The organism is Paenibacillus sp. NPDC058071, assembly GCF_042885235.1.
In the GTDB taxonomy this organism is placed as follows: Bacteria; Bacillota; Bacilli; order Paenibacillales; family Paenibacillaceae; genus Pristimantibacillus.
This window is the reverse complement of sequence record NZ_JBHVSK010000002.1, coordinates 575,970-590,705: the sequence shown is the minus strand read 5'-3', so window position 1 is coordinate 590,705 and position 14,736 is coordinate 575,970. Positions and strand designations below refer to the sequence as shown.

At 47.1% G+C, this 14,736-nt stretch carries 9 protein-coding genes; 8 read left to right on the top strand and 1 reads right to left on the bottom strand.

Annotated features, from left to right (window positions below):
* The first annotated feature begins 357 nt into the window (after window positions 1-357).
* From ACFVTB_RS05415 to ACFVTB_RS05400, 4 genes are all read left to right on the top strand, one after another.
* On the top strand, window positions 358-5,565 hold the full coding sequence (locus ACFVTB_RS05415; protein WP_387746144.1) for an AAA family ATPase: 5,208 nt from the start codon (window positions 358-360) through the stop codon (window positions 5,563-5,565).
* Window positions 5,566-5,569: 4 nt separating this feature from the next.
* Complete coding sequence (locus ACFVTB_RS05410) at window positions 5,570-6,616, top strand: hypothetical protein (RefSeq protein ID WP_387746142.1); 1,047 nt, start codon at window positions 5,570-5,572, stop codon at window positions 6,614-6,616.
* A gap of 720 nt (window positions 6,617-7,336) precedes the next feature.
* Complete coding sequence (locus ACFVTB_RS05405) at window positions 7,337-7,753, top strand: hypothetical protein (RefSeq protein ID WP_387746140.1); 417 nt, start codon at window positions 7,337-7,339, stop codon at window positions 7,751-7,753.
* A 279-nt stretch (window positions 7,754-8,032) separates the two neighbouring features.
* Window positions 8,033-8,707: a stalk domain-containing protein gene (locus tag ACFVTB_RS05400; protein ID WP_387746138.1), complete on the top strand. Its 675-nt coding sequence runs from the start codon at window positions 8,033-8,035 to the stop codon at window positions 8,705-8,707.
* Between the two features lie 107 nt (window positions 8,708-8,814).
* On the opposite strand, the gene ACFVTB_RS05395 is transcribed toward ACFVTB_RS05400, so the two are convergent.
* Entirely contained in the window at window positions 8,815-9,510 is a 696-nt protein-coding gene (locus ACFVTB_RS05395; RefSeq protein WP_387746199.1) for a MerR family DNA-binding transcriptional regulator, read from the bottom strand.
* A gap of 163 nt (window positions 9,511-9,673) precedes the next feature.
* On the opposite strand from ACFVTB_RS05395, the gene ACFVTB_RS05390 reads away from it, so the two are divergent.
* The 4 genes from ACFVTB_RS05390 to ACFVTB_RS05375 all read left to right on the top strand — a co-directional run bounded on the left by ACFVTB_RS05390 (window position 9,674) and on the right by ACFVTB_RS05375 (window position 14,713).
* Entirely contained in the window at window positions 9,674-10,168 is a 495-nt protein-coding gene (locus ACFVTB_RS05390; RefSeq protein WP_387746136.1) for a DUF6022 family protein, read from the top strand.
* Between the two features lie 272 nt (window positions 10,169-10,440).
* Complete coding sequence (locus ACFVTB_RS05385; protein WP_387746134.1) at window positions 10,441-11,112, top strand: response regulator transcription factor; 672 nt, start codon at window positions 10,441-10,443, stop codon at window positions 11,110-11,112.
* A gap of 205 nt (window positions 11,113-11,317) precedes the next feature.
* Window positions 11,318-13,363, top strand: coding sequence for a serine hydrolase domain-containing protein (locus ACFVTB_RS05380; RefSeq protein ID WP_387746197.1), 2,046 nt, complete (start codon window positions 11,318-11,320; stop codon window positions 13,361-13,363).
* A 72-nt stretch (window positions 13,364-13,435) separates the two neighbouring features.
* Window positions 13,436-14,713 (top strand): sensor histidine kinase, encoded by a 1,278-nt coding sequence (locus ACFVTB_RS05375; RefSeq protein WP_387746133.1) that lies wholly within the window; start codon window positions 13,436-13,438, stop codon window positions 14,711-14,713.
* Window positions 14,714-14,736 lie beyond the last annotated feature (23 nt).

Below are 14,736 nucleotides of genomic sequence, written 5' to 3'. Positions count from 1 at the left end.
GGGAATCCAGTTTCTCACGAACCGCTATACTAGATATGTGGAATCTGCTTAAAATCCCAGTTTCTAGTAGAGAGAAAGTGTAGGATATAGTAGAATAGGACTAGATAATGAAGGGAAGTGGTGAATATTTTGGATCATATCGAACACATAAAAGGTGTAAGTCAAGAAATACAATTGTTGGAACAGGCTCGTCAACAAGCAATTGAACATGTGGAAAGGCTTTTAAAAATCGCGGAGTCGGATGATTTGTGGCCCGTAAATGCGTTGGATGATCTATTAACGGTCTTATCGACGATATTCCGACTTCAAGAAGAACTTTTGAGTCAACTTCCGCTAACTTATCAGAAACCTTCTACCATGACGGAGTTGAATTGGTTTGTACGGGAAGTGGAGAGCAACGCTCTTCAGTCGGCAAAGCTTGCGCACGCGAAAGAAGCGGTTCGTTTATTCGTCCGCTTGCATTGCTCCGATGAAGAGGTGTTCGAGGAATTCTCTCTCCAACAGGCGACCGCGAGCAAGTTGCTAGACGTGGATGTCGAAGAACAGCTACTGGAGGTATGGGAAGTATACCACGCAGTAATTCAAATCGTTGAGAATCCCGAATCAGCAACCAATAGTTTAGACACATTCAAGCAGATTACGAAATCCATTGGATTTGCGACTCGATATGCGCTTGAGCAGGGATGGCTATCATTGAGGGCGGATGAGTCTCCGGTCGCCGCGGTCGAGCTTACTGGGCTTACGGAGAGCACTTTGGCTGCACTAACTGAAGACCTTTCGGAAATCAATGAATTAATTATGACTGGCGAAGCCGAAAAGGAGGGTGCTGCTTCATACGAGGCCATTATGGACTTCACGAAAGGCGGGCCGCTCATGGAATATTCGGATGATTTCCTGGAGAGCTTGCGTTTCACGAGTGGGGTAGTCGATTTCACCGTGCTTCAATACGATATAATGGAAAAGAAGAAGCTGGCGGACAACTTCTCGGCGAATCGGTTTGAGGGGGATCTTAAGCAAATCTCGGTTCGTCCGCGGTTGGCATTCGTCATATTAAGTTATCTTTATAACAATGGAGCTGTGGCGCAAAGTCAGCTGGATATTTTTGCAGAACAGCAGAACGGAGACGGCTCCGATCCGAGCATAGCACTCGAAGCTGTCACAGACACCTTAAATAAGCTCTACCAAAAGGGTTACGTGTCAATACATACAATTACCCTACGCTTCGACTCTGATATCTTTTACACACTTAGCGCCTATGGAGCCGCAGCGTTCCGTAAGGACTCAAGCCGCAAACTCATCCAGACACGAGTAGGCACCAAGCTTTTCTTCCGCCAGGAGGAAGAACCCCGGGTACTGCATGCGGATCAGAGAGAAGAGATTGCTTTTAGGCTTCGTCTGTTCAATCGCGTGCAGGAGTTCTTCTTTGCGCGTCTTCCGAAACGGATTATAGTCGGTCCGCCAAGAATAATGCCATTCCCGCATCGGGAGCTTCATGACAAGCAGACTGATAAACGCTTCTTGCTGATTCCTGGGTTACTGAATGCAGTTGCTATGAGGGGCGATTACGACAAGGTTGCCGAGATGCTGGAGCAATATACTGAGATCAGCCCAATGATGATTGTTTTAGCCCCGGATGAAGGAAGATTATGGGCTAGACTTCTGTCTCGCGCGGAGCGATCGGCGTATTTCCTTTTGATCGAAAACGGTAAGCTATTCATTGGAGATGAAATGGGAGAAGATCAGTTCGCCGCGTTATTTGGTCTGCAAGATTTGGAGTCGGAGCAGGGAGGAGATGAAACGGCGAAAATTTCTACTGTCGCTGAGCAGGAGCAATTCGATTCGGAGTCGGTGCCTGCGGGTGAAAGCTCGTTGACCACTCAGCGATTGGAAGTTGAATTTCCGAATATTGGTGACAGTTCTCATCTGTTGGAAGAGCAAACAGAAGTGGCTGCCGAGCAAAACGCTGCTATTGGGGCTGACGAACTGCAGCTCATTGTCGACACGTCCATGCGGATGTTCATTTTGGGCCGTCGTGCGGAGGGCATGCTGCTGCTGCACGAAGCGGCGGAGTATTCGGATGCAGCCGCCGTTCTACGGGATAAAATCTCGTATATTGTGAGAGATCCGTTGCGGGGTGAGATGGATGTTCATCTGCTCGCCGATCTGCCCGTCGATCTGCCATTCGGACCCTATGAGCAATTAGACGATTACTTACAGGTAGCGATGTGGCTCCGACTTTTCTTCGATCCGGATACTCCGAATGATTACCGGTTGAACAATCGTTGGCGGCAGATCAACAGCGATTTGTCGAGCAGAGTATTGGAATCTTATCCGGGTATCAAGCAACTCATCAGTTATTTCTGGGCATTCATCGAACGTTATAATATCGGAATCAAATATTGCACCTCTTCCGACGTACGCAACCAGCTCGGCATTAACAATGCTCTGGAGCAGAGCCGCCACCAGATCGGCGAAATGTTGAAAACCGTTTTCCCGCGCAACGTCTCGACGGAGATCAATCATCGCAAGGTAAAGCAGATGGCGGTGGAGCTATACGGCAATAGCGGCATTATTACGGGTTATTTTCAGCAGGCACACAATATTCCTCTGTCGCAATTACGCGATATTTGCCAGCAATTCACGGATATTCCGCTGAGTGAAGAATGGGGTGGCCTGGAGCTTTACTCGAATGAGGGCAAGCTTGAACAATATATCGATCGGTACTGGGCAGGGATGAGCATGAAGGCGGCGAGCGATAAAAGCAACATGCTGAAGGGCGCATATCGCAGCCGGATGCGGAGCTGGCTTCGCGATGCGACGGAGTTGCTCCTGCGTTGCTACGTTTGCCGCAACGCGTTAAATGCAAAGAAAGGGACGACGGAAATTTCTTCAGAGATGGCGAGTAAAACCCGCAATCGCACAAAGGAGTTGATGCAGGAAGCGCTGCGTCAGCTCGAGGATACAACGGTCAACTGGCACGAGGCGGGATATGCTTTGCTCCGTTCAACGATTGAACATTTTCAACAAGTGCTGGACGGGGTTTCGAGCGAGCCGGACCAACGATTTTATGAACCTCTGCTGCTGTCCGTCAGCATCGAGATCAGCGATGACTATAAGCCATTCGGAGACGGGGAATGGCTGCAGGACTTACGGCCGATTCCCGGATACCGGCTATGGGAGCGGCTGCTGGAACATTGCAATGCTGAGCAACGGACCTGGGAGGATACAGCTAGCCAGGCTTTGCGCGAGTACAACATGGGTGCCTTTGATCTTATTGCCAGTAGGCCGGGAGAGTGGCCGAACGAAACGACGGTGAAGGATACCCGTCGCCGCGCCATGCAGCAACTGGGCAGATATAACGAAGAGTTCCGGACCGAAGTGGAACTCGCGCAAAACTACGGACAGATGTCCAGCAACGACGAGATGTACGGGTATATCCGGCTTGCGGAAGCGGCCAAGAAGCACGCGGAGCAGACACAGAACGTAGGATTCTTCAAGCGACTGCTAGATGTATGCAGAATGAACATCGTACATCGCGCGGATATCAGGATGGAAGCGATGCGTAGCCGTCTGAACGCCCTGAAGAGCGACATTCTCCGCGAAAAGGAACGCGAAGAACTAATTGACGACGAAGAGGTGCTGAAGCAGTGGCCGATTCTTCAGAAAATCGAGATGGCTCTTGAGAAGCGCAACATGACGGTGGCCGAAGACTATATTCACCTCGCAGCGTCAGGCTACAAGGACACTTCGTCGATCCAGATGTTCGACAGCGATCTACTTACGCAGTTCCACAGCAGCTATCAAGTTCTCTTTAATAGCTGCAACGCACACAAAAATGTTGATCTGTACCGGACTTACGACCAATCGGTTCGCAGAATGCTGTTCTCGAATCAGAATAACCGCAATGTAGCGAGTGCGGAGCGGTTCATTCGGCAATGGTATAAGCTGCATCCCGACCATATCAAAGAATTCATGGAGCAATTGCTGTTCCACCGCGTCAGGCACGTCGAGCGGCTGGGCGACAATGAATTCATGGTGTATCCAACTGCGCAGGATGCATTGCTCGGCCATTATCCGCACCCGTTCAAGGAATTTGGAACGGACGCCGTGCATAAAGGCTTACGGATTCTGACGATGGCGGGTGTGCGCACGGCCGATAATTTACTGGACGAAGTCGCGCATCGCGGTGTGGGCAACGGATCGGCGACGATCGTCATTCTGGATTATGCGTTGTCGCAGGCGGACCGCAGGTTGCTGGCTAAATCCATTAAGCTGAAGTCATTCCCGGGAATCGTTGTCGTCATCGACCGGGTCATGGCGCTGTTCCTTGCAGGTTACAGCCAGATCGAACGTGGCAATGCGTTTCTAATGGTCGCCCTTCCGTCGAGCAAGATTCAGCCGTATATTCCAGTAGGTAGAATCCCTTCCGAGATGTTTATCGGAAGAACCGATGAGTTGGACAAAATCAGGGATTTAAACGGGCCGATATTCATCTACGGCGGCCGGCAACTCGGCAAGACTGCGTTGCTTCACGAGTCCAAAAACCGGGAGCACAATCCGGACAAGGGCCGTTATGTGGTCTTCGTAGACTTACGGGAGAAGGATGCCGATGCCTCGTTAAGGAGCATTAGCGAAGCGATGGTATCCGATAAAGTATTGACGGAACCTTGCGGCACGTGGGAACAATTGCGAACGGCGCTACGCGCCCGGCTCACTGATATAGACACGCCCATCCACAAGCTCATGCTGCTGCTCGACGAAACGGATGCTTTCTTGGCCAGTTGCGAAGAGAGCGGCAACGTGCCATTGGAAATATTGCGTGAGCTGAAAAACACTTTCAACGGACAGTTCAAGTTCGTGCTAGCCGGTCTTCGAGACGTCATCAGGTTCGACAAACAGCGGCTGGGTGGGAACAGCGTATTGGCCCACTTCGGACATATTACAATCCGGCCGCTCAAGTACTTGGATGCCCGCGATCTACTTTTGCGACCACTGCATTACTTGGGCTTTCGGATCGAGGAGAACGGCGAGGACATCATCAACTTAATACTGGCGAAGACGAACTATTACCCGGGACTCATTCACTTCTACTGCGAGAAGCTTATCGAGGCGATCAGCGACAGCTATCGCAATGGCAATTACAACGAGAATATGAACCCACCTTATTTGCTTGATGAGAAATATATTAAGACGCTGCTCGGGCAGAAGGAATTCCTCATCGAGATCGAGAACAAATTCCGGATTACGCTTAAGTTGGGTTCGGATAACCTATACGAGACTTTGGCGAAAGCGATAGCTTATCGCTATTACTCGTCGGACGCAGGTCCGGGCACGTCGGTTGATGATATTCTCGCAATCTGCAACGAATTTGGGATAGACCAGATTACGAACTTAAAGAAAGGCAGTGTTGCGGCGCTGCTCGAAGAGATGGATGAGCTAAATATTATCCGCCGAGAGACGCGCGGATCTGACAAGTATGTATTTAACCGTCATAGCTTCCTCCAAATGCTGGGAAGCAGCGAGTTCGAACTCTTCGAGCAGCTATATGAGTTGGGGGTGAAGTGAAGCGATGGATCAACAGACGATTTGGTGGAACTTTATCTCCGGTGCCGCCCGTTATTTTCATGATGCAGTAGCGGCGGTTGAGAGCGGAAAGGTGCTACTAATTGAAGAAGTTCCCTACATGGACCACTTCTTCCTTCTGCTGCAGGATAGAATACGGCAGTGGGATAGCAGCCTCCATATCGAGAACTTTTATGCTGAGTCTTGGGGTGAGAATGTTGCAATTGGTGAAACGCTAATGAACAGATACGCGCCTCAGAGTGACTTTCATCCGATGGATGGCAGCCGCATTGAATACATAGCGAAGCATCACTTGCTGGCTGATCGTGCGTTCATTGTAAGGGATGCCAATCTGCGGATGGAATGGATCGATACTGCCGTAGAATACGCGAAATTCAGTACTATGCGTAATGGGCTGTTTATCCTCACCTATAGCGGTGCTGCTCCACTTGCCCAATCACGCAAAGGTATAACGATGCTAAGATGGGAGGCGTACTTCACGAGCTATGACATGCAACTGTTCGCTTCGTATTGCGTGGCGCAACGTCAACATCTGTCATTGGTGGCACGAGACTATATTACGCTGCTCGCCTCTCGGATTGCGGGCACTAATCCTGATCTATGCAGTGCGTTGGCTACGGAAGAAGCCGCGCTTGATTTGCGAGGATTATTATTGAGACTGGTGCCCGACCACGAAGAGGCGGCAAGGCTGGTGGACGAGGGGATGCCTTTGGAGCAAATCGTATGGGAAGCGCAGATCCAAACGATTTTTCCGATCATTGAGAGGATACGTCGAAGCTTTATTGTGCGGTATGGAACGGCTTTGCAGGGTATGTTGCCCCTTAGAGATAATTTCGATAGGGAGCTGCAATCCCCGCAGGACATGGAGTTTAGGCATATGTGGTACTACTATTTCAAATCGAACGGGTTCGGCAATGCTGAGGATGAGAACACATTCCGTCTCGTGTATGATGCTAGGAATGATCTGGCTCACTTGGAACCATTGGATAGCAATCAAGTTATGAAGATATTTGCATTAAATGGTCGAGTCTAGGAAGAGAGTTAGGAATTTAGGCAGGGACAAGACGATATTGTCTTGTCCCTGCTTTATTTTGAAGGAATGTATCGTCAAAATAATTATTTTGACAGATGGCTTAAGGATGTGCTCGTATTGAGGTTAGGTTACATCCATTGGTGATCTACCACACCAATATTCACATTTCATTGTCGATTATTGAATTGTCCAGAAGCATACTCAGAATGGTTTTCAGTACCAGTTTTGCAGCTGGAGCGATTGGAGTTCTGTTGAGGAGAATCCGGTTGCGGTTGGGGAGGGAGAAAAGGCTTAATCAGCACAGTAGTATATGACTCGAATTACATCGTCCTTATGGCGATATAATTCTTATTGGTATGCTTTGAGGAGTCGAATCCAACAAGGCTTTTGCCGACGTTTTTTCGTAAGGGGATGTACAGCTCATAGAATCTTGTACCGACACAAAGAATGAAAGGAGGCAACGCGCTTTATGAGGTTGCCGGGGGCAAAAATCAGTATTCAACCACCTTAATTATTACAAATTATGATATAGTAGGACAAACGCATAGAACGGTTTGTAACCAAAAGAAATAGACCGCCTCCTGTAAGGTAGCGTCTAAATTCTGACTGCTTTACCTAAGTCGACCGTTTTTGAAGCGGTCTACTGTACTGTTGGAGTCGTGTTAGCAGCACGGCTCCTTCTTTGAAGATGTACAAATTCGGAATCTGAGGTGATGGCTGTTGCAAGATACATCTGTCAATAAAGCGCTGAAAATTATTCATCATTTGATATTACTCTGTACATTAGGTTATGTGATTTATTTGTATCTGGACTTATTTATTTTCGTAGAATCCAATGGACCGGATGACGGCTTTCGATTGTTTACCCTGATTTTGTTCGTGCCGCTTCCACTGGTCGTCGACATTCTTGTCAACGCGCTTATCAGGCGCAATCCGGTACAGAGAAGAATGGTGAAAATTATTCAGATGATGTTCCCATTGCTCTGTCTTATTTTGACCTTTGTTCAATTCGGTCTGTTTTCTATTGATCATGGCTTTAATGCATTCGTTCTCTGTTTAAGCATCACGGCGACTCTCTTCTGTACAAGCATTCTATTGTTTATCGACGACATGCGCTCACTCCAAAAGCCGGTATAGCTTAGCTAAATACACTCAAATGACTTTCGAAGTCAACTGGAGTGATTGGTATGGAACAGTATGTAGAGCGATTTTACCAAGAATGGGAAGGTCAAGCGTAGATAAAGAACCGATTATTATTACTGTCATCAATACTACGCCACTCCAACTACCGGGCAATAATATCGAGGTCGCTCTTTCGTTGTAATTAGTGCTTTTTTAACTTGTATATCAATTATCTCTAAGGTATATTATTCATTAATTACCATCCATTTTCATATATTAAGGAGAGAAGATATTTTGAAGAAAAAAACGATGGCAGCCATTTTAGGAGTAACGATTTTGGCAAGTATGAGCACTGGAGCATATGCAGCGACAAAGCTGCAAGAAATTAAAGCATACTTGAATCCCGACGTGAAAGTTAAAGTAAATGGGGTATCCGTGCAGCTGAAGGATGCTAAAGGAAGCGCAATCGTACCTATCCAGTACCAAAATGCCAACTACGTTCCAGCAAGAGCGATAGCGGATGCACTAGGTGTAGCCGTTGATTATGACCAAGCGACACAAACGATTATTTTTGGAGAGAAGACTGAAGGCACGCCTTTGTCTGTTGGCTTCAATGATATGTACTACACTAAAGACCCGGCCTTCACTTCCTATAAGGGCAAGGATTACAAAGAGGCCTATTTTAATAATGGTACTGGAGACCGCTCCGTCAACTTTATGCTGCATCCAAATAAAAAGTATCAAACGCTTCAACTGCAAATTGCAGCTATCGGCTCCGACCTTAAGAATATTACCGTTAAAGATACTAAAAAAGATATAATCTTAAAAGAAGTAAAGCTTATTAAGGCAGAGGATGGCTTAACAACAATTGAGGTTAACGTTAGCGGAGTTGAAGAATTGTTTGTTGAAGGCAGTATTTCTGACGGTGGAACCGTGTTTGTTCCGCTAACAACTTCGCAATATAAATAATAGAGCCGAAAGACTCCGTCATGCACGGTAGGAGGGCTGAGACAGATTGGAAGCAAGTAATCTGTTTCAGCCCTCTTTGTGCTTTTCTGTCAACAGTTTGCAAGACCCTAGGCTTTTGTAAACTGAATCAATTCGTATAAACAGGATATCCCACGCATCTGGGATTCGAGGATCTTATCTAAATAAATCCTGATATTCTCAGCTACTTCCATGACGCCTTGCAGATCAGTATGTTCGGTCGCGGCGATAGATTGCCTAAAATTCACGGTATCCTCTGAATATGCTGAGTTTTGCAGCATTTGAATCAACCTGATTTTTAGCAAATGAGATCCACTGTATTGACGATAACGGTTGGCAGGATCCCGATCCGCTATGACATATCCTGCTCGATCCCAGTAGCGGATCGCCGACGTAGAAGCCTGTGTTAATTCGGATGCTTCGTCGATGGTGAACGGCTCCCCGGCATATGGAGATTTATCTTCGTTAGAGTAAATGCGAATATCTTCGATTAACCTCTCTAATTTCTCTTTTTCCTCATACAAAACGATTTCTTTTTCCCTGATGATCCACATTGCATTTTGCGGTTTGTTTTGATGGAGACAATGAAGGACCTCGGCAGTCAATTCCATTCCGAATGGCTGGGCCATGGCTTGGATACAAGATAGATAGGCTGCGTGCAGGTCCGTGTAAATGCGATAACCATTTGATGATCGCTCAGCTGGAGGTATGAGGCCCTTAGCCTCGTAATTCCTTATCGTGCTGGCGCTGATCATGAATCTCTCCGCCATTTTTTTGGGGCGCATCGTCAACCTGTCATCTCTCCTCGCCACAGAAGTTAAAGATTAAACTTGCTTATAAGGTTTTCAATAAAAACAGTTGATACTCCTGCTACTATTTTGCATAACCTTCTAATTTGCTTACAAGTGCTACAATCGAATTGAAATGATGAGAAGGAGGCGTTTGGTTGTGAAGAATGGATCCTCGATTTTTCGGGAAGACATGGCGATCGAAGAAATAAGTGAAGTGGCCAACAGTTATATCGAGTCTGAGTGGAGGTCTTTGTACGAATCCATGTATGAGCAATTGACGGCTGCTTTTGCTGAAATCGAAGATGCGGCCTACGGTCTTTATTTGGATCAGCTTATGCCGTTCCTATTCGATCAGTTGGAAGATGCCGGTTTCAGCACTATGGAGAAGATCGAAGAGAATGATTTCGTTATCGGCAAGCGCTTGATTTTCCGAAACTCTCTTGAAAAATGGGGTACGGAAGACAACAGATCGAGAATATTCTGGAACGTAGTCTTTGACAAGCAAGGCAACGCAATCGGCACCATACTCACGGAAATTCCTCACTCCCATTATAAATTCGACATTCCTTCGTCACCGGTTATTTACTCGCTGCGGGAGACTATCAAGGAGCAGATCGTGCAAGGAATCAGGCGAATTAAGGAATCAAGCTGAATTCCCCGATCCATTTGCTATCGTTTGAGCTGGCGAAAAAGTCTGCAAAGCTTTTCTCTAAATAAGAGGTATAGCAGTACGCGGATCTTGAAAAAATCGCCATGTGACCTAAGCGCCACGGCGATTTTTTTATGCCTCATACTAACGGAGAGCCTGCTAGTCCACTATAGAACACTAAAAATAAACTGGAATTGTTTTCTTTAACAAAGCTCACAAATATATTTTAATATGTTACCCTATCCTAAAACACGCCCCACTACATGGAGGAGACTATGAAACTGCTGATCGTAGAGGATGATATAGCGATATCGTATACGATTATGAGGGTTATGCGGGATGAAGGATACGAGGTTATAGAGTGTCATAACGGGGAAGAGGGCTTGCATCACGCCTTGTACGGCGAGTTCGATCTCATTATTTTGGATATTATGCTGCCTAAGGTTGATGGGTTTATGTTCATCCAAGAGATTAGGAGGCTGGGAGTGGATACTCCGATCCTTTGTCTGACGGCAAAAGACGGATTAAACGACCGGGTAAAAGGGTTAACGATCGGAGCAGACGATTATGTGGTGAAGCCGTTCGAAATTCCTGAACTGATCGTCAGAGTCAAAGTACTGTTGCGCCGTTATGGCAAGATTAATCAAGAAGAGCAGATTAGCTACGGACCGATCGCTATTCAAGTCAGAAACCGAGTGGTGACGGTTGCAGGAGAAGAGTTGACTTTAACGGAAAAGGAATATGAGCTGCTTGAGTACTTGCTCATGAATAAAGAGCAGATCCTGACGAAGGAACAAATCTATAACCGGATTTGGGGGCTCGATTCGGAAGCGGGAATCGGCATCGTCGAGCTTTATGTTCATTATCTTCGGAAGAAGCTATCCCCCTGGCATGCGGATCAATTTATTCAAACGGTAAGAGGCTTGGGATACAAACTCAAGATGTAGCCGTTTCTTCAAAGGAAAATCAAAGGTTCATCTTTTATACTCCCTATATATTTAGATAAGGGGGATACAATTGATGAGCCTTTTACGACGACAGGTGTTTAAGAATACTCGGTTGACCTTCCTAATGGGAGTTCTGCTATCTTTGTGTCTACTGTTAACCTCCTGCGCTGACAACCCTACACCGGTAGAGACGCAGAATACGGCAATGGCGCTGAATGCATCTGACGGGATTGAGCCGAAGGCAGCAATGGACTTGCCTTCGAACGAGGCTGTGATCACCTACGAAGCAACCCGGCAAGCGGCAAGGGAGAAGGCCGATCTTCTCGCGAAAAGATACGGCGTAAACAGCGTTCAGTACGCCATTATCGATCATGGCAACATCGTCATATCGGGCCAATCCGGCAAGAATGATGCGAAGGAACAGAAGCCGCTCACGAAAGACACGATGTACGGGATTGGCTCGACGAGCAAAATGTTTACAACGGTTGCCGTCATGCAATTGGTCGAACAAGGGAGAATTGATCTCGATAAGCCGGTCGTTCAATATATCCCTGAATTTACGATGAAAGATGAGCGCTATAAGCAAATTACGCCGCGCATGCTGTTAAATCATTCTTCCGGTCTGAATGGAACCTCGGCAGTAAACGCCGATTTATTCGAGGATAACGATACTTATGCCCACGACACACTGCTGAAGCAACTGGTCGGACAAACCTTGAAGGCTGACCCAGGGGCTTATTCGGTTTATTGCAATGACGGATTTACGTTGGCCGAGATTCTGGTCGAGTATGTTAGCGGCATGGACTTTACCTCTTACATCCATCGATATATTACGGAGCCTCTAGGCATGGCCAATACGATGACGCCGCTCGACTCTCCGAACACTGCCGAAATGGCCGGACTCTATTATCCTACTTATACCGGACAACTTCCTAATCAGACGATCAACTTGATCGGAGCTGGAGGCATCTATTCTACAGCGGAAGATTTGGCTCGATTCTCGCAAATATTTACGGGGAAAGCAAAAGAAGTCTTATCTGCTGAATCGGTTGCAGCCATGGCTCAAGAAGAGTATAAGACGTCTTTGTGGCCTGACGATGCGGATAACTCAATCGATTACGGTCTCGGCTGGGACAGCGTTAATCTGTATCCCTTCAGCGAATATGGAATAAAGGGGCTGACTAAAGGCGGGGACACACAACTCTATCATGCGTCGCTTGTTGTGCTTCCCGAGCAGGATATAGCAGCTGCTGTCGTCACTTCCGGCGGGAACAGTGGGGATAACCAGCTTCTGGCGAACGCAATCCTGCTTCAGGCGCTGAAAGAGAAAGGGGAAATTGCCGAGCTCAAGCCTGAGAAGTCGTACGGCGCGCCGGTAAAGGCAGATATGCCGAAGTCCATGCTGCAGTATTCGGGAATCTATGGTTCGTTCGTTGGAATGATTAACATCGATATTACTGAAGGAGGCGTCATGTCCGTCACTTCGGAGCAGACGCTAATTAATCTGGATCAGACCTACGTATATTCGGCGGACGGCACCTTTCGGAGTGCGAATGGGAATGTGATGGCGAGCTTCGTAACGAAGGAGAACGGCCGCACCTACTACTGGGTTCGTACCTACTTTTCATCGCCGGGTCTTGGGCAGACGGCCTCGTCTATGTACACCGCCGAGAAGCTCCAGCCTCAAGATCTTCCGAAAGAGACAATAAAGCCATGGATTCAGCGCGACGGCAAGAGATATTATCTGGTGAATGAGAAGTATACGTCGCTCGTTTATATGGTGTTGCCGCCCATTCATTTGAATATGTCGAAAGAATTGCCGGGATACGTTTCGGATAAGCGAATAACTGGCCCCAATACGGCAGTCTCCGAATTGCAAATTCCGGGAGTGAATGGGCGGGATCTCTCTGGTTTAACGTTCTTCAAGGAGGATGGCGTTGAGTATCTGGAGCAAGGCGGAAGAATTTTAGTGAACGAGGACGCCGTGAAGCCGATGAAATTGGCTAAGAGGTCAATCGTTGCCATTCCATCGAGCGGATACGCTGAGTGGTATACGATAACCGACAAAGACGGGGACAAGACTATTAAGGTGAACATGCCCTCGAACGCCTCCTTCGCCGTTTATGATGCGAATGGAGCATGCATCTATTTCAGTGTCATCGAAGACAAGGATCAAACGGTGCTGCCCGCGGGAGGTTCCATTGTTTTCGCTGGCGATGTCGGTGCAAAGTTCGAGATTTCCACCCAGTAACTTTTTCAATATGAGAACAGGAAGTAAATCCATACATCAAATTGGCTAATTAAAAGGAGAGCAAACCCCAGTATGATCAAACGAACGCTCGTACAAATGACGATCTGGAACAGTGCGATCGTATTTTGCTTATTCGTCATACTGGGGGGAGTTTTATATGGACTGGCTCGTTATCAAATTTATTCAGACATAGACCGTATGCTGGTGTTCAATATTGATCATATGAGACAGGTCTCCCTGAGTACCGGAGAGAGTGTCATTAATATTGATTCGAAAGAACCAGAACGATTCAACATGATTTATTATTGGGATTCTAACGATTTCTTGATGAGAAGCGTCTATTATAAAGAGCCATTTAATACTTTGAGTGGGACGCTTCGGGAAAAACTACACCTTTCAGGACCCGAGTCAATACAATTAGGCAATAAAATCTACCGATTCGTAAGCAGACCCTATCAGGGCCACTTGCCGGAAATAGAGAAAGTGTTGATGTCTAATACACCCTTGAAAACCGTTCAGATCATTACGGAAATCTCGGCCGAGGTGTATTATTTGAACCGATTGTTGTGGGCAATTGGAATTGGCATTGGCATCGGTGCAATGTTATCGGTCATTGCGGGTTACCTATTGGCTAGACGGGCTCTTGTTCCGATCCAGAAAGCTTGGGACAAGCAGCAGCAGTTTATCGCGGATGCCTCCCACGAGCTCCGGAGTCCGCTTTCCGTTGTTCAAGGGCAGATGCAATTACTGCTGCGGCATCCCGATCATACGATCGAGGAAGAAAGCGTACCGATCGCAGCCATTCTGAAAGAAACGAAAAGAATGAGCAACATGGTCAGCGGGTTGCTGCTTCTGGCAAGAGGTGACTCGCATGAGGAAGAAATCGTATGTAAGCCTGTGCGACTTGACGGGACTATTAAAGAAGCAGCTAAAAATATTGAGCCGATCATGGAGTACAAGCAGTTGCGGCTACGAGTCCAAGTAGAGAGTGCGGAAATGCTCATCAATGGCGATGAGGATCGACTCATGCAGTTGTTTATGATTTTGTTAGACAATGCCATAAAATTTTCTCAAGAGCATGGACAAATCGACCTGGGATGCGCTAGGCAGGGGAGATCGTTTCTCGTAACCGTTAAAGATAACGGAGCGGGTATTCCAGAACGTGATTTGCCACTTGTATTTAATCGCTTCTACAAGGGAGATTCTGCAAGAGATAGAGGGGATCATGGAGCGGGCCTGGGGCTATCGATCGCACACTGGATCGTCGACCAGCATCAAGGTACTATCTACATTAGCAGCGAAGTAGGACAGGGCACGACAGTGATGATTCGTTTTCCGGTGATTGGTTAGATAACCGTGACATTGGCATATGG